Source organism: Microbulbifer mixtoriginis (SeqCode), from assembly GCF_052467705.1.
In genome coordinates this window covers 1,284,587-1,302,864 of sequence record NZ_CP174322.1, presented here as the reverse complement: position 1 = coordinate 1,302,864, position 18,278 = coordinate 1,284,587, and the positions used below count along the sequence as shown (strand labels likewise).

Sequence of the window (18,278 nt, the reverse complement as noted above, 5' to 3'; positions counted from 1 at the left end):
AAGTCAAACTCGGGTCTAGAATTTCCGGAAATGAATGAAATGGGCGGCTGTCAACTCATCGGGGGAAGTTAACACACAACTCTCTCTAAAGTAGCTGAGGACACTCAGCTTGTTCGGTGTTTATATATTGGACTGAACTTCACTACGATAATTTGCTGGAAGTTGTCCAAACATGCCTTTGAAGTGTCTACTGAAGTAACTATGAGATGTAAAGCCAACCCGATAAGCAATTTCAGATATTGGGCTTTGTGTTTCCACCAGCATACGACGAGAGTTCTCTAATCTGACTTCCCGAACGAATTGCATGGGTGTTTTATCCAGATATTTTTTGAATCGCCGCTCTAGTGCACTAACCGATAAACTCGCAACCTCTGCCAAATCTTCAACCGCAATTGGCTGACTATAGTTATTTTTTATGTATTCAACTGGCCTTTTAAGTTTATCCATTCTAGAGAGAGTCTTAACCGTTTCTTTAAGGTCTCGAGCTACACCATAGGTTCCTATGATTTCTCCATTGGCACTCTTTAATGGGCGCTTTGATGTCGTAAACCAAACTAACTCGCCTGTTTTACCAATATTCAATTCCAGACGATCTGTAATCGTCTCTCCTGACATCACCCTTTTGTCATCACGTATATAGTTTTTAGCGAGATAAGAAGGGGAAAAATCCATATCTGAACGGCCAACTACCTGATGTAATGACCTGCAGCCGACATGCTCAATAAATTCCCGGTTACAATGCACCACATAGCCGGATTCATCTTTTACCCAGAAAATAATATCTGATATAAGGTCAAACACTGCAATGATCTGCTGCGTAGAGACCTGTTCCAAGACTGATTTATACTTCATTATTCTTATTTACATTTTGTATAAAACTGGAATATAGCTGAGCTTACTGACTAACCTCTTAAAAATTAACAAACTCAATAAGTTTTTCTAATCAAGACACTAAAAGTATCAAAATGCCCCCTCTCTACACTCACCCCGCACTTCTCCCCCATATGGGGAGATAATTCGCTCAATTTCAAAATAACCACGCTCGCAGAAACCGGTTTCTATCAACTTCTGCTCCAGAGCCCAATCAAAATAGGCTTCTACCCGACGACTTGAAGGGCCACCGCTCTCCACTGGCCCTCTCGGCATACGGGACTGCGCACTGGAACCTGCCACAACTGGCGCAGGGATATCACGCTGCTTTCCCTTTAACGTAAAAGTAAAACGCTTGGCGCCATTGGGAGCAACTTCTGTCTCAAAGGATTCCTTCATTCCTGGTATCGGGCTGTTACTGGTACAGCCTGTCAATATCAGGGCAATTGCCAAGCCCCCAAATAGTCGTATTGGGGAAAATGGGGAGTTAAATTTATTTTTATTCAGCACAGCAAGCCCTCTTGGCTCATCAATAGCTTCCATAAAAGGCTATTAGCCTCAGGAGACTTTATCAATTATTTGAATACCACGGTTTTATTGCCATGGATAAATACCCGCTCCTGCAACAGTAACTGCAGTGCGCGGGACAAAACCAACTTTTCCACATCGCGGCCCGCATCCGCCATGGACTCCGCCGAATAGGCATGATCCACATGTATTACATCCTGTTCAATAATCGGGCCCTCATCCAGATCATCAGTCACAAAGTGAGCGGTGGCACCGATAATTTTAACTCCGCGCTCATAGGCCTGCTGATAGGGCTTGGCCCCGATAAAGGCCGGCAGAAAGGAGTGGTGAATATTAATAATTCGGCCAGCATAATGAGCGACAAACTCCGGGGTGAGTACACGCATATACTTGGCCAGAACCAGGTAATCCGGATTGTACTCATCTACCAGAGCAGCCACTTTTTCCTCGTGCTCGCTGCGTTTCAGGTCTTGTGCCGGTACACAGTGGAAGGGAATATCAAACTTCTCTACCAACCCACCCAGGTCTGGGTGGTTGCCAATCACAGCGGCTATCTCAACATCCAGTGCGCCCGAATAGCACTTCATCAAGATGTCACCCAAGCAGTGAGGCTCGTGTGTCACCATCAACACCAGGCGCTTGCGTTTGGTGGACACCAGGCGCCGCTCGGCTCCCTGCGGCAGGGCCATATCCAAATCTTCCAGGAAGGTAGTGTCGTTGAAGATACCTTCCAGGGCGGTGCGCATAAAAAAGCGGCCCTCCGCGCGGTCTACAAATTCATCATTCTTGATGATATTGAGCTGGTGCTTGTAGCAAATATTGGTAATCTTCGCGATCAGGCCCTTATCATCGGGGCAGTCGGTTAGCAGTATCTTCTTTTCCATGGTCGAATTTCAGGCCAAATATCCAGAGTTCAGACTATACACTATGCCGTCTAATCGATTCAGCGATCCATTCCGGGGAGAACATGGATAAAAACCTTTACGCAGATCATATGGCCACCCTGTGCCGCCGCTACGATGAAATATTGGAGTCCTGCGGCTTCGATACCCTGAATGTATTCAGCGGTGCACCCAGGATGCAGTTTCTGGATGACAACCCCTACCCTTTTAAGGTCAATCCCCAGTTCAAGGCCCTGGTACCGATCACCGACAACCCCAACAGTTGGGTGATCTTCAGGCGCGGGCAGAAACCCAAACTCTTGTTCTATCGCCCGGTGGACTTCTGGCACTATGTCCCACCCGCGCCACAGACCTTCTGGAGTGAGCTCTACGATATCGAGCTGTTGAGTAAGCCAGCAGATGCCCGGGAATTCCTAAACGCGGATAACGCCGCCTTCATTGGTGAGGCCGACAGGTTCCAGGACTGGCCACTCGGTGAGATCAACCCCGAAATCCTAATCAACCGTCTACATTGGGCGCGTGCCAACAAGACCCCTTATGAAGTCGCCTGCCTGCGCGAGGCCAACCGCATTGCGGTGGCAGGGCACCGAGCCGCTGAACTGGCTTTCCGCGGTGGCGCCAGCGAGTTCGAGATCAACCAAGCCTACTTGAGTGCTACCGGCCAGGGCGAGAACACCATGCCGTACGGCAATATCGTGGCCCTCAATGAACACGCGGCGATACTGCACTACACCCACCTCTCCACCCAACGCCTGCCCGGCACAGAATTAAAAACCTTTCTGATCGACGCCGGGGCCGATTGCAATGGCTATTGTGCGGATATCACCCGGACCTATAGCTATGCCGACAGCGAGTTCGCTCAGCTGGTGGCATCGATGGATGAAAAACAGCTGCAACTGGTGGACGGCCTCAAGCCCGGTCTGCCCTACCCGGATCTACACCGCCAGTGCCATCTGAAAGTTGGCGAATTGCTGGCCCAGTTCGATATCATCAAATCTTCTGCCGAGAGTGCGGTGGAGTCCGGATTAACCCGGCCATTTATGCCTCATGGTCTGGGCCACTTCCTCGGTCTGCAGGTACATGATGTGGGTGGTCACCAGAGTGGCCCCGATGGCGGTAGCACACCCCCACCTGCGGAGTACCCTTTCCTGCGCACCAGCCGCACTATTGAAGAAAACCAAGTGTTTACTATTGAGCCGGGGCTCTATTTTATCGATAGTCTGCTTGCGGAATTGAAAGTCTCCTCCCTTACCAGTGAAGTTAATTGGAATAAGGTTGAAGAGTTCCGCCCCTACGGCGGCGTGCGTATTGAGGACAATATTGTGGTGGGTGCCGAAGCGAACGAGAACCTCACCCGCGCCTGCGAGGCAGAGTATTAATGCCATAGGTAAACAAATACTCTAACTCGCTCTCGCCAAGAGTAAGGCAATCTGGCAGGTTTTGCTGTCTTCCAGGTTGCCGGATCTCCTCAAGCTCTCCCTCACCCTTAACAGGTAAAATAAAAAACCACTGAGGTTTATCCCAACGCCCTGTCGCCCTGATTCATCCTTCTGCCGAAATTACTCCTAAAGCCATCACTCTCTGTACTGCTATCTCTTGCCTGAATAGTAAAAAACAGCCAACCTCCCCTGCGCAAAAACAACAAGAAAGGTTCACCCTATGAAAAAGTCCAGGCTAGCGACACTGGTCGCCGCAGCGGTATTTGCCACGGCCAATTGCGCCTATGCAAAATCAATCGAATATATCTTTTACGATAAAGAGGGTATCGCCGGCAGCGAGGTGATCGAACAAAAGGGCTCGAAAATTTCCGGAGAATTAAAGCTCGGTTGGAATAACCGCCGACTCAATCTAAAGGAAAGCTTCACGATCGGCGCGGCCAAAATGCCCGAGCAGGTCCACATTGAAGGTATCAGCCCCTTTGGCGCGCCAGTTAATGAAGAATTTACACTGAAAGATGGTGTGGCCACTTGGCAAGGCACCGATGAACACGGCAGCGCAAAAACTTCCGAAGCGCAGTTTTATATTCCCAAAAACTCGACTCTGGCCGTACAAACCCAGCTGGTAAAAGCGCTACTTGCCGATAAGGATCACAGCATAGGTTTACTACCCCAAGGACAAGCTCAGCTACACAAGCTGGATCAGCTCACTCTTGAGCAGGGCGATGAGAAGAAAACCGTGTATCTCTACGGTGTGAGTGGCCTGGGTTTTACTCCGGACCTGGCCTGGTACGATGAATCCGGTGATCTGTTTGCTGCCGATGAAGGAGGCTGGTTCGCCATACTGCGCAAAGGCTGGGATAAATCCCACCTGCAACAACTCAAAGAACACCAGGTTGCCGCTTCCGACCAGTATTTACTGGATATCGCCGAAAAGCACACCCATACCTCCGCCCAACCGATCCTGATTAGCAACGTCAATCTGGTCGATGTAGAAGCGGGCAAGCTTCGCAAGCGTCGCCACCTACTGGTGGAAAACGGCAAAATCACCAAGATTAGCCGCCGCCCAATCAAAGTCCAAAACGCCACCCGTATCGATGCCAAAGGCCACACCCTGATTCCCGGGCTGTGGGATATGCACGCACACCTATCACCCACTGATGGTGCCCTGAATATGGCCGCCGGTATTATTAATGTGCGCGATATCGGTAATACCCACGAAAATATTATGCGCATCTCCGGCCTGTATGAATCCGAACAGATTATCGGCGGTGACCTGTTCCGTGCGGGCTTTATGGACAGGGAAAGTGAAAATGCCATGCGCATGGGTAAAACGGCAGATAGCCTGGAAGAAGCCAAGGAAATTGTCGAGTGGTATGCGGAACATGGCTACCAGCAGATAAAAACTTACAGTTCCATGGAGCCCGAGTGGATCGCACCCTTAGCCAAACATATCCACGAAAACGGCATGCGCTTATCCGGGCATATCCCCGCCTTTATGACCGCAGAGGAAGCGGTGGATGCCGGCTTTGATGAAATCCAGCATATCAATATGCTGTTCCTCAATTTTATGGGCAAGATCGACACCCGCAAAAAACTACGTTTTACCGAAATTGGTGAACATGCCCACGAGCTGGACTTGGAAAGTGCAGAGGTTGATGAATTCCTGGATAAACTCGCTGAGAAAGGTACAGTGGTAGATGCCACGACTACCGTATTTAGCTCTATGTTGCTGCGCCAACCTGGCAAAATAGATCCGGAGTTTGAAGATATCGCCGGCCATTTACCGGTGAATATTCAGCGCGCATTTGTCGGTGCCGAGCTGGATGTAAAACCGGAACACAGGGATGACTACGACCTCTCCGCCGATGCCCTGCTGAAAATGATGCGTAAACTGCATGAGCACAAGGTGACCATGGTAGCGGGTTCCGATGGTATTCCCGGGTTTACCCTGCTGCGCGAGTTGGAGCTCTATGCCAAATCCGGTATACCCGCTATGGATGTACTACGTACTGCCACACTGGTACCTGCCCAGGTAATGGGAGCCGATCAATATACTGGCAGTATCACCGTGGGTAAAAATGCAGACCTGGTTTTACTGGAAGGTAATCCGCTGGAAGATATCAGCGCACTGCGTCGCACCGCATTGGTTATTGAAGGGCAAAATCTCTATCGCCCTGATGAACTGTATCAAGCCCTGGGCATCAAACCATTTCACCCCTCGGTACCATTTGAAATAAATGGTACGACTACCATTGCAGCCAAGTCTGAATAAAGAGAAAGCGGTAAGCAAAAAAAGAAAAGTAAAAACCGGCAGTCAGAAAGACTGCCGGTTTTTTATTAGCCAAATATTAGGCCAACTCGCTGCGCACAGTACGCGCCGCTTCCACCATGTTCAGTAGGGAGGAGCCCACCTCGGCCCAGCTGCGGGTTTTTAAGCCACAATCTGGGTTCACCCAAAGCTGCTGTATCGGCACTACTTCGGCAATTTTCTTCAGACGCTCAACCAGCTCCTCCCGCTCAGGCACATTAGGGGAGTGGATATCATAAATTCCCGGCCCTATTTCATTGGGGTAACCGCCATTCCTATCGGCAAAAGCACTGAGCAGACGCAGATCTGAGCGGGCTGATTCGATAGTAATGACATCCGCATCCAAGGAGACAATCGCCTCCATGATTGCATTGAAATTGCTATAACACATATGGGTGTGAATCTGGGTTTCCGCTTTTACCTCGCTACAGGTAAAACGAAAACATCCCACCGCCCAGGCAAAATAATCAGCATGCTCGGATTCACGCAGGGGAACCCCTTCGCGCAAAGCCGGCTCATCAATCTGAATGATTCCTATACCCGCTTTCTCAAGATCCAATACTTCCTGGCGTAATGCCTCGGCAATCTGCAAGCAACTTTCACTTCGGTGGATGTCCTCACGAGGGAAGGACCAGTTGAGAATCGTCACTGGACCTGTGAGCATGCCTTTTACCGGCCTTTGGGTCAGGCTCTGGGCATAGCGGCTCCACTCCACCGTCATAGCCTGTGGACGAGAAATGTCACCGAAAATAATGGGCGGTTTTACACAGCGGGACCCATAGCTCTGTACCCAACCATTGCCAGTATGCACAAACCCCTGCAGTTGCTCGCCAAAATACTCCACCATATCGTTGCGTTCGGCTTCACCGTGTACCAACACATCCAAGCCAAGAATTTCCTGGCGACGGATCGCCTCGGCAATCTCCGCACGCAAATGCTGGGTGTAATCCGACTCACTGATCTCACCGCTGCGATGCTGGCGGCGTACCTTGCGCAATAGGTCCGTTTGTGGGAAAGAACCGATCGTGGTGGTCGGCAACAGTGGTAACTGCCAGCATTTTTCCTGCAGTTCCGCGCGCTCCTGATAGCGCTGTGCACGCCAGCTGTCCTGTAAGCGCTCAGTGACGGAGTTGCCGGCGATAGGATTCTCTACAGGAGTGGCCGTTGATGGAACTGGCTCGGCCAATAGTTTTTGCAACTGGGCCAACTCCGCTAACTTCTGGCGACTGAAGGCAAGCTTTTGTTTTTGCTCAGCCGGCAACGATGTTTCGGTATCCAAGTCCACCGGGCTGTGCAGTAGTGAACAGCTGGCCGAAAGCCATAGGCGCTCGCCCAAACGATCCGCCAGAGGCTTCAGCTGTGAGTGCCACTTCTGCAAATCCGCTCGCCAAACATTGCGGCCATTCAGTACCCCCGCGGAAAGTACCTGATCTTCCCCAAGCAACTGCGCGGCTTCCGCAAGCTCCTCTGGCGCCCGTACGCAGTCAATGTGTACTCCCGCAACCGGCAGGGAAAAAGCCAACTGCAGGTTTTCCCTCAACGGGGAAAAATAGGTCGTCAGCAGCAATTGCAAATTTGCCGTGTGGTTGAGTTGGGCATACACAGCGTGAAACGCTTTGCGCCACTGCTCTGGCAAATCCAAGCCGAGAATCGGCTCATCAATTTGCACCCACTCCACCCCCAAGCTTTCAAACTGGGAAAACAGCTCCGTATAGCAGGGCAATAGATTGGCGAGTAAATCCAGAACATCATCAACACCCCGCCCCAACCAGAGGTAAGTGAGCGGCCCAAGAACCACCGGCTTGGCCTTATAACCCAGGGCTTGTGCTTCACGTATTTCTTCCAGCAACCAATTACTATCCAGGGTAAAAGTTTGCTTCTCGTGAAGCTCTGGCACTAAATAGTGATAATTGGTATCAAACCACTTGGTCATGGCACTCGCCGCAACCGGTTGACCGGAGGGCGCGCGGCCGCGGGCCAGACGAAAGTACTGGTCCAATTTATTGTTCGCAGCCCCTTCGGCAAAGCGCTCAGCAACCACACCAAACATCAGCGAATGATTGAGCACCTGGTCATACCAGGCAAAATCGCCAACCGTCACTAAATTGAGCCCCTCACTTGCCTGGGCCTGCCAGTTCTCCCGGCGAATACTCTCACCAACCTCCAGTAGCCGCTGCTGAGATATTTCACCGCGCCAATAGGCTTCCTGAGCTTTCTTTAGTTCGCGATCAGCGCCGATGCGCGGATAACCAAGGACATGCGTTTGCACCATTTTCTACTTTCCCAAGTCCGTTCCTGTGAGAGGGGCCAAGCCCTTTTTTCCTGCCCACACATGTCGGCGCTATTTGTCTACCGATTGCGGCTTCACCACTTGTGAGGCTTAGACTTGATTGTGTGCCTGCAATGTTATTCAATCAATTTCATATTTTTTGCCATAAACATGAATAATTTTAATGATGATAGAAATGCGCCATCTGCGCGCCCTCTCTGTTCTGCGTGAGACTGGCAGCCTGGTGCGCGCCGCTGAGCATCTACACCTGACCCAATCGGCCCTCTCACATCTATTCCGGGAAATGGAGGAGCGCCACAACCTGCCACTATTTGTGCGTAAATCCCGCCCGCTGCGCTTTACCAGCGCCGGCTTGCGCCTGCTGCAGTTGGCCGATGACATATTGCCGCGCGCGGCTCTAGCCCAGCGAGACTTGGCACGGCTGGCCTCCGGCCAGTCGGGACGCTTGAATATCGCCATCGAATGCCACAGCTGTTACCAGTGGTTGATGCCGGCTTTGAATACTTATCGCGACGACTGGCCCGAGGTGGAGCTGGATCTGTGCAGTGGCTTTCACTTCGCACCGCTACCAGCCCTTACCCGCGGTGACTTGGATCTGGTGGTCACCTCTAATCCAGACCGGGATTTGAAAGGCATCCACTATCAGCCACTATTCAGCTTTGAGATGTGCCTAGCACTCAGCCGCAAACATCCCCTATTGCAAGATGATGCCAAACGCCGCTGGGTGACTCCCGGGGAGTTGGCCGGGGAGGTACAGATCACTTACCCAGTGGAGCGGGAGCGGCTGGATATTTTCCAGAATTTCCTCGAGCCCGCTGGCATCGAGCCCGCGGGTGTACGCACGGCAGAGTTGACGGTTATGATGGTGCAGCTGGTGGCCAGTGGCCGGGGTGTCTGCGCTCTGCCCAACTGGGCCTTGCACGAATATCTGCAAAAAGGATTTGTGGCGCAGCTGCGTCTGGGAAAAAAGGGTCTATGGAGTACCCTTTATGCCGCCGTACGCGAGGAGATGCTGGAGCAAGCCTATGCCGCTGACTTTCTGCGGACCGCCCGGGATACCTGTTTTAGCCATCTAAACGGGATTCGCACGGCGAGTTAAGCGGACTAGCCACTACTATCAGCAACAGATAACTGGAGCGGGTGCACACGCCCGCCGCAACCTAACGCCCGTGCTGGGCGCTGCTTTACAGGAGACGTTCTATGTCCACAACGAATGATCGCTGGAACTCAGTGAGTAAAGGCCTGCATTGGCTGTTTGTGATTCTACTACTGGCGGTATGGGGCGCCGTAGAGCTGCACGAATTCTTTGAACGCGACGACCCAATGCGCGGCTGGTTTATGCGCCTGCACTTCTCTCTGGGTGTCGCGGTGTTAATGCTGCTGGCAGTTCGTCTCTACTGGCGTGCGCGCCACAAGCGCCCGCAGATCCAGGGCCGCTCCTGGCAGAAGGCCTTATCCAACCTGACCCATGGTGCTCTCTACTTGGTTTTACTGGCAATGCCGGTTTCGGGTATTGCGATGCGCCAGCTGTTCGGCAGGGATACAGAGTTTTTTGGCCTTTTTGCCCTACCGCGCCTACTGGCAGAGAATTCAGACCTGGGCAAGCAGCTCGGTTTCCTGCATAAGGATGTTCTGTGGCCGGCCCTGCTGATATTGGTGGGACTGCATATTGCCGCCGCGCTCTGGCACCACTTCGTCATGCGCGATAGCACTCTGACCCGTATGCTACCGCAGCGCTAGGCACAGCTACCCTAGATTTGCGGCATAAAAAACGGCGCTATAAGCGCCGTTTTTTATGCCTCGGGACTCGCTGGGAAAAGATTACTCCCCGCCATTATCCCGTTTGAACTTGGGCTTGCCCTTGGGTTTGCCCTTGGGCTTACCTTTAGGTTTGCCCTTCGCCTTAACGGCCGACTCATCGAAACGGGAAATCTTCATGGGCTTACCAGCCACCCGTACCTTCTTCAGATGCTGGAAGATTTCCTTGGGCATACCTTCCGGAAGGTCCACGGTGGTGAAGTCTCCATAGATCTCAATACGACCTATAAAGGAACTATCCAGATCCACCTCGTTGGCAATGGCACCAACGATACCACCCGGACGCACACCGTGCTCGCGACCAACTTCGATACGGTAGCGCTCCAGCCCCTCATCGGGTGCTGGCATCTTGCGGTCTTTGTCATAACCGTCTTTCTTACGACGACGCCCTTCAAAATCATCGTCCCGCTCGCGGCGTTCCCTTTCCCTGCGCGGCTTGGACTCTTGCTCTTTGATCAGCAGCGGCTGGTCACCCTGAGCCATGGAGGCCAAGGCAGCAGCGACATCCAATGGGTCCACTTCATTCTGGGCGAGGAATTCCTCCACCAGCATGCGGTAGGGTGCCAGGTCTGTCTGGCCTTCCAGGGTTGCGGTAATACGCTCGCGGAAGCGCTGCATACGGGCACTGTTAACCATCTCGGCACTGGGTAACTCCAGCTTCTCAATGGGTTTCTTGGTAGCCTTCTCAATAACACGTAGCATACGGCGTTCACGCGGCGCCACAAACAAGATGGCATCCCCCTCACGACCCGCGCGGCCGGTACGACCGATACGATGAATATAGGCTTCGGTATCGTAAGGGATGTCGTAGTTGATCACGTGGCTGATACGCTTCACATCCAGTCCGCGCGCTGCCACATCAGTGGCCACAACGATATCGAGCTTGCCGTTCTTAAGCTTATCGATTACCTGCTCGCGCAGGTTCTGCGCCATATCGCCATTCAGGGCGGCACTGGCAAAACCGCGCGCGGCCAGCTTGTCTGCAAGCTCAACAGTGCTGTTTTTGGTGCGTACGAAAATAATCGTGGCATCTACTGGCTCGGCTTCGAGGATACGAGTCAGGGCATCCAGTTTATGCAAACCGCCCACGGGCCAGTAGCGCTGGCGGATGGTCTCCGCAGTCTCTTGCTTAACACGGATTTTGACTTCAACCGGCTCGTGTAAATGCTCGCGAGCTATCCGAGCGATCTCTTTGGGCATGGTGGCGGAGAACAGCGCGATCTGGCGCTCTTCCGGAATCTGTTCCAATACCCACTGCACATCGTCAATAAAACCCATGCGCAACATTTCATCGGCCTCATCCAGCACCAAGGTACTCAGATTGGAGAGGTCCAGGGAGCCGCGACGCATATGATCCATCACTCGGCCAGGGGTACCCACCACTAGCTGCACACCGCGTTTTAATTGTTGGATCTGTCCACGATAGTCGGCACCGCCATAAATTGGAGCTACGTGGAAGCCTTTCAGGTTAGAAGCATAAGCCTGGCACGCCTCAGCTACCTGGATAGCCAATTCACGAGTCGGCGCTAGTACCAAAGCTTGCGGCCGACGGTTTTTCAGATCCAGTTTGGACAGTAAAGGCAGTGCAAAAGCAGCTGTTTTGCCGGTGCCGGTCTGGGCCTGGCCCAGCACATCGCGATTCTCCAACAGGGAGGGGATTGTCTGTGCCTGAATCGGAGAGGGGGTCTCATAGCCCAGTTTTTCGATGGCAGTTAGGATTTCAGGCGGCAGGCCCAGCTGGTCGAAGCCGGCCGGTTTTGGGGTATCGGTCATTTCGGAATTCACTTGAAGCCTAAGTCCCTGTCGTGGGACCGGAGCGGTGGGTCAAAAGGTCGCGCAGTCTAACAGGTTAGGCGTCCCAGATCAGCCTGTTTTTTAAGCAGATATCAGAAGAAAGCCACAACAGCTGCGAAATCTCGGCCCCACAGTGGGAGAATGATAGAAGAGAAAAGACCAGGCAGGGGCCGCAATCTAGTGAAAAAACCACTGAACACTCATTTTGCATCGGTCCTGATATTAGTGCCGACAGGCTTTGATAGCGGCAAAATGGGGTCTTTTCTACCAACTTCCTTCAAGCGGGCACAAACCCTGTCCACTGTCGACTTAAGCCCCCGGGAAAAGCTGCCATCCACCTGTGTGCGCTCATACAGATAAGTATGAAAACGCCGGAAAAAATTGATGTCTACCGGCTCTGGCTGTTTCCAGAAACTAGAAAGGCTGCCCTGGTGCGTCAAACCCGGCAAATCATATAAGGACCGCCCCATTACCTTGGTAGGCACCTTATGAAGCAGTGCGGAAATGCCCACAGTACTGTTGATAGTTACCACTCCCCTTGTATGGTCCAACAAGGTCGGTAAATGCAGATCATGACAATAAATCACCCGCCCACTTATCCGATAACGCGCTTCCAGTACACTGATCAGCCTTTGATAGTGGCAAAAGCCGCGGTCCATCGGATGGTGCTTAAAAACAATGACCGTATCTTCAGGCGCATTTCGTGCAAAAGATTTACACACGACATCTATCGCATTCTCAATCGAGAGCAGGTCAGAATGCTTGCGCAACTGAAAATCATCGCAGGTCTGCAGAGGAAACAAGTAAAAACGGCCACTGTACTTTCCAGTCATCTGGCGGATAAGGCCGCGTTCGTTGAACTTATAGAGCCCCTTACGATAAAAGCTTCTCAGCCAACAGACGCCTTCCTGTAACCAACTGCGATTCCGGTGATGGCGATAACTGGCAAACTCTGATTGGGCAAAACGCATAGCCAAGTAATAAGCAGATGCGAAGTAGGCACGCCGCCAAAAAGTATGACCAACTGGCGCCGCCGGGGTACAGCCTCTAGGTAGATATTGATCTATTGCCTGCCTGGACCAATCAGTTGAGGAAAAAGCATTAACCCCACCCCACTCCATAGTGACAAAATCGGGGCGCAGATAGCCTTCCTCGAAAACGATAAAAGCAACTCCCATCGATTGGCATACTTTTTTGGCGCTTTCATGCAGCCTTCTGCAGTCGCCATATGCAAAAACCGTATCAGCGCCATGCTCAGAAAGATAACGACGAAAAAAAGATGGCCAGTCAGCTTCTCTACCGGTGAAATCTACTTGGTAGTTCCCCCAGCCAAAGTAGCGATCGCCTCCATTGAAGTTGATCTTGTGGGTAACAACACCGAGTTGCGAAAACCGCTTTGCCAGCTGGGCAAAAAACGGGCCATGCGGTCCCTGTAAAAATACTGCCACAGACATGAATAGGCCTACTCCGGAGTCACCCTACTAGGGGCATTGAAACTGAACAATGAAACATCAAGGGTACGATCGATAACTCATCACATACAAACCACTGCTATAGCAGACCAATAAACATCGCAACAAGAAACACAAAGCTGGTCATACAATAGCCCAAGAATTTCTGAACAAAAAACGAACATCGATTGTACAGGCACTAATTTAGCGGCATAAACAGGCCTTCAGGATACATTACTGCAAATTTATCCATCAGGCGATAGCCTGAAAAGCCACCTTTAGAGACAAGTTTGCCCCTTAAATAACGATGCGGGCCTGTGGATACTTCTCTGCTAAATTGATGCAGATTCAAAATTCATTTCAGTAATGGGGTTGGAAGCAGACTCTATAGGAACCGGAATAGACACCAGTAGCCTTCACTTTATATATAGCAGAACAGATGACTCACTGAGATTGCTCATTTGAAGAGTGTGGCGTACTTCACGGACGGCTATTCTAGAGAGTAAAGAAAATAATGCCAAGACAGCCTATTACACGAGGGACTCGCTAGCAATGTTCGTCTCTAGCAGGTTTAAAATCCTCTAATATATTTCAAATCACTTGATGCGCGCTCACTTTTTCAAGAGCTAACTTTTTCTCTGCACTACAGACCCAACTTAAAATAAAATGTATTTCAATCGATTGCACTCAGAATTATTCAGACTCAAGTATTTTGGAAGCCATCACACTTTTAGCACGATTAAAGGTACCAAAATAGTTACTCTGTTCTCCTCCCTCTGTTTTCCGGCTATCAATCTTCCTCAACGCCTTCTTCCATATCCACTCAAATAGCAACGCTGTTGATCTCGGAAAAGGGGTGAACAAGGGGTTAAATGGGTTATCACGCGCCTGCATCCAAACCGTCATTCGGTGTGACTTTTGTAGCGCCCTACCACGGCAATGGAAACCATAAACATTGCCAATGATAAGCGTATTTTTCGGCACGGATAGCTTCTCCGCTTTAAAACCCATTTCAGCCAGTTCCTGAGCACTTACGCGAAATGAGCCATCCCAATAGCGCCCTGGAGCACGATCGGCTCCTTTCTTGCATGCTTCCAAACTCTGCCTGTATTCCCATTTGAGCCGCTTCCATGTCAACCGATGGGAACCGGGAACATAAACAAATGAGCCATTAGTATCTGAAGAATCATCTATGTATAACCAGGCTTTTACACATGGATGAAAGGTGTCTGCATGCAAATCCCGCTGAGGATCTGGACGTGGAGTGACGTTCGCATGGTTACATAAATTTTCAATATAAAAGAGTGGTGGTCGATTCTTTGAAGAGCAATAACGCATCAATCTATCCAAACCTTTATGGGAATAAAGCCTTTGAAAGTTTGGTGTTTTAGCTCTCTCCGTAGAGTCCATAAAGACCCGTTGAGTAATGGTAGTTCCCTCAATAACCTCTCTGACAGGGGCCTTCAGCTCAATCAACTCTTTAGTCAAGCGCTGAAACTCAGCCTGAGAAAGAAAATTTTTCTTAAGTAAATAACCATTACGTATGAATTCACGTCGATCTTCTGAGGAGACCAAAGGAGATAATAGTAAAAGACGAAATCGAAAAAGCAGGTGGGCCAGAATAACTCTGATCACATGTAACCCACAGCGATTTAAAAAGCTATTGCCCAGCAGGGGATTATTCTTAAAGCTTTTACCCCAGCTGAGCAACTCAAAAATCCACTTTGGTACTTTCCAGCTTAGCCCAACCATAGAACGCCACATAACACTCCCCAAATTAAAATATGTTCTAAGCAGGTTTTAACCCCCACAAAAAAGAGGGAGGCCCAACAAAGTCAAACACTCAAAACCGACTTATATTTGTTGCCACATCAATAGATAAAAAGTATTGAGCTGAAATTTAATACTTTAAAAATCGACTCCGATACCAACGAAACATCTGCAAGAAAAAGCTCGCCGATTGTTCAGATTTGCGGTTTTTTTGCAAGATCTCAATGTTGGTTTTTGCATCAATAAATTCACCGCTCACCGGATCCACATATACAGGATAGAAAAGTAGAGTACCAGCGATTAATTGCTCCAAACTTAACACTCTTTGCCGCCGAAGTTTAAAAGACTGAAAATCGAAAGCGTCATATACTGGCGCACTGAGAAGTATATCTTCTGTAAGCCCCCAACCAGCATAAAAAGGAAGCCCATAAGTTACCACTTTGATTTCTCGCAACAAAGCCTCAAAACCACACAGTGAACTCATGGTATGCACTTCATCCACTTTATCCAAAAGCAGAGAAATATCACCTTTTTCAATTAAACTGTCGTAAAGGGATTTTGCACCTACAGGCATCCCCCCTTCTCTTGCACCTTCAACAACATCTGGGTGGGGCTTATAGATAATATGGGCACTAGGATTTCTCGTCCTCACCTCTTTCAACAAAGCATAGTTACTTTTTATTAGTGGCGATCCAGTGGCAATGGAAGCATCACTCTCAACTTGACCGGGAATTAGAATAATTTTTTTACCCCTCGGAATCTCCAGCTCATAAGGTGACAATTCTCGACCAATGTTATATTTAGTTACTCTTTTATTTATTAAATTATCTCGCAATATTTTTGCTTGAATTAAACTTTCCGATGGAAATCTAGCACTATTGAGATACACTTCCAGATCACTGGAATAGCGGGCATCAAAATAAATACCACACGCATCCAGCACCAATGAGCTTGGTTTTACCAGGTCAGCACCCAAACCCGCTGAGCGTAGAAAACCATCTTCAATTCTCCATAAATTTAATTGATTTTGTTGACACTGCTCAACCAAAGTATCTGTAACCTTACTGGCCCACACCAAAATATTGGTATTAGGTCTGGTTATTGCAGCCCTATCAAGAGATTTGAAGAAAGTAATCCTAGATTTATCCCCCAAAAAATTGGGAATAAAACTACGTTTCCATGGGGAAAATCCAATTCCTAACCATGTCCCCTGAAAACGTTGCCACTGTCTTTTTTGTTCCAAAATCAATGACAACGTATCTTCAAATTCGCATATAACACCCGTATAAGGATTGATATAACGGCAATAGCGAAGATAGGCCGCACAGAAAATTTCAGCCAGTGTTCGTTTTACATTGCGTCTGTTAACAAGCTGGCGATCCTTTGTAAGCCCCCAGCCTGCATAGAAAGGAACACCAAAACAGTGCACTTCCTTACCTGCGATCAATGCATCAAAACCCAGCTGACTGGTAACTACATAGACTTTTTCAACGCGGTCAAATATTGACCATGGAGATAAATCCTGTCCAATAATCCTACAGCCTTCTTGCTTTGCAAGCTCTTGCAAATAACCACGTTTTCTGCCTGAAATAACGTCAGGATGCACTTTGACACAGATCTCAGCACCTGGATTTTCAGTAATCGCACTTCGCAGCATTTCCCGGAAGTGCCTCTCGGAAGCCAACCCAGCGGTTATTGATATATCACCATAAGTCTGGTCTACCACCAGGATCGCCGGACGCTCATCTGCTAAATCCAGAGGGATGTCAACCGATTTGTTATATTTGCACAAACGGTGGGTACGAAGAAGATGAAGTCCATTTTCAGCCCTATTGAGTTCTTCAACGCTAAAATCACTCGCACTGATCAAGCCCTCAAGATCACTGGGGCGAGAGGCGTCGTAATAAATACCGCTATAGTCCATGACCAAACTATGCGCTTGTGCTCCCTCCACTCCCAATCCCAGAGAGCGTAAAAAACCATCCTCAATACAGAAGTAAGGAAGTCCATTCCGTGTGGCTATTCGCTTTGCTTTTATCGACGTAGCCTTGAGCCCCCAGCCCACCATTTGGCTTACGTTTCTATTAGGCCTGGAAAATACATATTGACACTTAGCACCAAGAAAACGCTCTAGGGTACGCATTCTGCTAAGCCCTAAAGAGCAGTGCCCAACTACAGGCATTTTTTTGCCTCACTCAGCAGTTTTCCTCTTAAAGCATCATCAGCTGCCAATTGTAAAATGCCTTCTATCCAGAGTGATGGCTCCATAGGCAATAGAATTCCATTCTCCTGATGTCGAACCACCTTACCGTAGATATCCCCCTCCGCATAAATGCCAACCGCACCTGCCTGCGTAATATCATAAAATTTGGTATGGGATCTTGCCCTATTGAAGGGGCTGTCCAAGAGAGGAGCTAAGCCTATAGAACGTTCCGGCCTCCGTAGCAAGGATAAATAAGTAGGCCATTTCATGGGGTACAGTACCCGTACTCTTGGTACACAACTAAATAAACGATTTACATGTTTATCCCCAATAATCTCAAAGCTCAGATCCGGATTTTCTGCCATTACTTCTTTGATAATTGGATAGAGCCAGTTGATGTCCTCATAGTGGGACGCTGATCCATGATAGAAAATAGAAAGTTGCTGTCCTTTATCTAGATCCAGTGGCTCTGCCGACAATAATTCAGGGGACCAATCCCGATATTTATTCTGTAGAAATGGAGTTGAGACCAGTAATTTCGCCCCTATAGACTTTAGCCAACGCTGTTTGGACCAGCTATAGCGCAGGATTTTGGCCTGATAGCGCACTGGCATCCTCGCGAAGGCCGACCAATCCAACAAATCATCATCAAGAAATACCGAAACGCCAGATAACTTGCTTAAATTCTGTTGTATCAGTGATTGCCAGGAACGAGAAATATAACGTACAAAAATGAGCTGCGCCCCTTTGAGCTCACCTTCAGAAGGAAGCTCATTGAAATTCAAGCGCTTGATATTTACCCCAAGCTTGCGTAAGTAGGGAATAACAAAGTAATCGGTCGAGGGATTAGGCCCCTCCTCTACAACGATCCAACGGCTGACTACTTCCATTCATACTCCAATAGT

Annotated in this window: 13 protein-coding genes; 4 read left to right on the top strand and 9 right to left on the bottom strand. The window is 49.5% G+C overall.

From position 1 onward, the window contains the following. Positions 1–120: 120 nt before the first annotated feature. The 3 genes from ACJJIB_RS05800 to purU all read right to left on the bottom strand — a co-directional run bounded on the left by ACJJIB_RS05800 (position 121) and on the right by purU (position 2,282). A complete protein-coding gene (locus ACJJIB_RS05800; protein ID WP_444882582.1) occupies positions 121–852 on the bottom strand; it encodes a PAS domain-containing protein in 732 nt (243 codons plus the stop codon). Between the two features lie 108 nt (positions 853–960). After that, positions 961–1,413: a hypothetical protein gene (locus tag ACJJIB_RS05795; protein WP_444888168.1), complete on the bottom strand. Its 453-nt coding sequence runs from the start codon at positions 1,411–1,413 to the stop codon at positions 961–963. A gap of 32 nt (positions 1,414–1,445) precedes the next feature. Next, positions 1,446–2,282: a formyltetrahydrofolate deformylase gene (gene purU, locus ACJJIB_RS05790; RefSeq protein WP_444888167.1), complete on the bottom strand. Its 837-nt coding sequence runs from the start codon at positions 2,280–2,282 to the stop codon at positions 1,446–1,448. 83 nt (positions 2,283–2,365) lie between these two features. On the opposite strand from purU, the gene pepQ reads away from it, so the two are divergent. Together pepQ and ACJJIB_RS05780 are read left to right on the top strand one after the other, a co-directional pair. After that, positions 2,366–3,679: a Xaa-Pro dipeptidase gene (pepQ, locus tag ACJJIB_RS05785; protein WP_444888166.1), complete on the top strand. Its 1,314-nt coding sequence runs from the start codon at positions 2,366–2,368 to the stop codon at positions 3,677–3,679. A gap of 280 nt (positions 3,680–3,959) precedes the next feature. Beyond that, the gene (locus ACJJIB_RS05780; protein ID WP_444888165.1) at positions 3,960–6,011 is read left to right on the top strand and encodes an amidohydrolase family protein; all 2,052 of its coding nucleotides are present in this window, start codon (positions 3,960–3,962) and stop codon (positions 6,009–6,011) included. Positions 6,012–6,087: 76 nt separating this feature from the next. Here ACJJIB_RS05780 and metE read toward each other — a convergent pair whose 3' ends face one another. After that, positions 6,088–8,319 (bottom strand): 5-methyltetrahydropteroyltriglutamate--homocysteine S-methyltransferase, encoded by a 2,232-nt coding sequence (gene metE, locus ACJJIB_RS05775; RefSeq protein ID WP_444888164.1) that lies wholly within the window; start codon positions 8,317–8,319, stop codon positions 6,088–6,090. A gap of 181 nt (positions 8,320–8,500) precedes the next feature. Between metE and ACJJIB_RS05770 the strand changes: the two genes are divergently transcribed. Beyond that, positions 8,501–9,436 carry a LysR family transcriptional regulator gene (locus ACJJIB_RS05770; protein WP_444888163.1) on the top strand — a complete coding sequence of 312 codons (936 nt, stop codon included), beginning with the start codon at positions 8,501–8,503 and terminating at the stop codon, positions 9,434–9,436. 101 nt (positions 9,437–9,537) lie between these two features. Then, positions 9,538–10,077 (top strand): cytochrome b, encoded by a 540-nt coding sequence (locus tag ACJJIB_RS05765; protein WP_444888162.1) that lies wholly within the window; start codon positions 9,538–9,540, stop codon positions 10,075–10,077. A gap of 81 nt (positions 10,078–10,158) precedes the next feature. On the opposite strand, the gene ACJJIB_RS05760 is transcribed toward ACJJIB_RS05765, so the two are convergent. From ACJJIB_RS05760 to ACJJIB_RS05740, 5 genes are all read right to left on the bottom strand, one after another. Next, entirely contained in the window at positions 10,159–11,928 is a 1,770-nt protein-coding gene (locus tag ACJJIB_RS05760; protein ID WP_444888161.1) for a DEAD/DEAH box helicase, read from the bottom strand. Between the two features lie 221 nt (positions 11,929–12,149). Further along, positions 12,150–13,403, bottom strand: coding sequence for a capsule polysaccharide biogenesis protein (locus ACJJIB_RS05755; protein ID WP_444888160.1), 1,254 nt, complete (start codon positions 13,401–13,403; stop codon positions 12,150–12,152). 690 nt (positions 13,404–14,093) lie between these two features. Further along, positions 14,094–15,164 (bottom strand): phytanoyl-CoA dioxygenase family protein, encoded by a 1,071-nt coding sequence (locus ACJJIB_RS05750; protein WP_444888159.1) that lies wholly within the window; start codon positions 15,162–15,164, stop codon positions 14,094–14,096. A gap of 136 nt (positions 15,165–15,300) precedes the next feature. Further along, a complete protein-coding gene (locus ACJJIB_RS05745; RefSeq protein ID WP_444888158.1) occupies positions 15,301–17,313 on the bottom strand; it encodes a capsule polysaccharide biogenesis protein in 2,013 nt (670 codons plus the stop codon). A gap of 29 nt (positions 17,314–17,342) precedes the next feature. Beyond that, positions 17,343–18,263 carry a glycosyltransferase gene (locus tag ACJJIB_RS05740; RefSeq protein ID WP_444888157.1) on the bottom strand — a complete coding sequence of 307 codons (921 nt, stop codon included), beginning with the start codon at positions 18,261–18,263 and terminating at the stop codon, positions 17,343–17,345. Positions 18,264–18,278 lie beyond the last annotated feature (15 nt).

Excerpts from the sequence above, each read along its gene's own strand:
- ACJJIB_RS05745 (WP_444888158.1), bottom strand. The coding sequence starts at position 17,313 with ATGCGTACCCTAGAGCGTTTTCTTGGTGCTAAGTGTCAATATGTATTT.
- ACJJIB_RS05795 (WP_444888168.1), bottom strand. The coding sequence starts at position 1,413 with ATGGAAGCTATTGATGAGCCAAGAGGGCTTGCTGTGCTGAATAAAAAT.
- metE (WP_444888164.1), bottom strand. The coding sequence starts at position 8,319 with ATGGTGCAAACGCATGTCCTTGGTTATCCGCGCATCGGCGCTGATCGC.
- ACJJIB_RS05755 (WP_444888160.1), bottom strand. The coding sequence starts at position 13,403 with ATGTCTGTGGCAGTATTTTTACAGGGACCGCATGGCCCGTTTTTTGCC.
- ACJJIB_RS05780 (WP_444888165.1), top strand. The coding sequence starts at position 3,960 with ATGAAAAAGTCCAGGCTAGCGACACTGGTCGCCGCAGCGGTATTTGCC.
- ACJJIB_RS05800 (WP_444882582.1), bottom strand. The coding sequence starts at position 852 with ATGAAGTATAAATCAGTCTTGGAACAGGTCTCTACGCAGCAGATCATT.
- pepQ (WP_444888166.1), top strand. The coding sequence starts at position 2,366 with ATGGATAAAAACCTTTACGCAGATCATATGGCCACCCTGTGCCGCCGC.
- ACJJIB_RS05750 (WP_444888159.1), bottom strand. The coding sequence starts at position 15,164 with ATGTGGCGTTCTATGGTTGGGCTAAGCTGGAAAGTACCAAAGTGGATT.
- ACJJIB_RS05765 (WP_444888162.1), top strand. The coding sequence starts at position 9,538 with ATGTCCACAACGAATGATCGCTGGAACTCAGTGAGTAAAGGCCTGCAT.
- purU (WP_444888167.1), bottom strand. The coding sequence starts at position 2,282 with ATGGAAAAGAAGATACTGCTAACCGACTGCCCCGATGATAAGGGCCTG.
- ACJJIB_RS05760 (WP_444888161.1), bottom strand. The coding sequence starts at position 11,928 with ATGACCGATACCCCAAAACCGGCCGGCTTCGACCAGCTGGGCCTGCCG.
- ACJJIB_RS05740 (WP_444888157.1), bottom strand. The coding sequence starts at position 18,263 with ATGGAAGTAGTCAGCCGTTGGATCGTTGTAGAGGAGGGGCCTAATCCC.
- ACJJIB_RS05770 (WP_444888163.1), top strand. The coding sequence starts at position 8,501 with ATGATGATAGAAATGCGCCATCTGCGCGCCCTCTCTGTTCTGCGTGAG.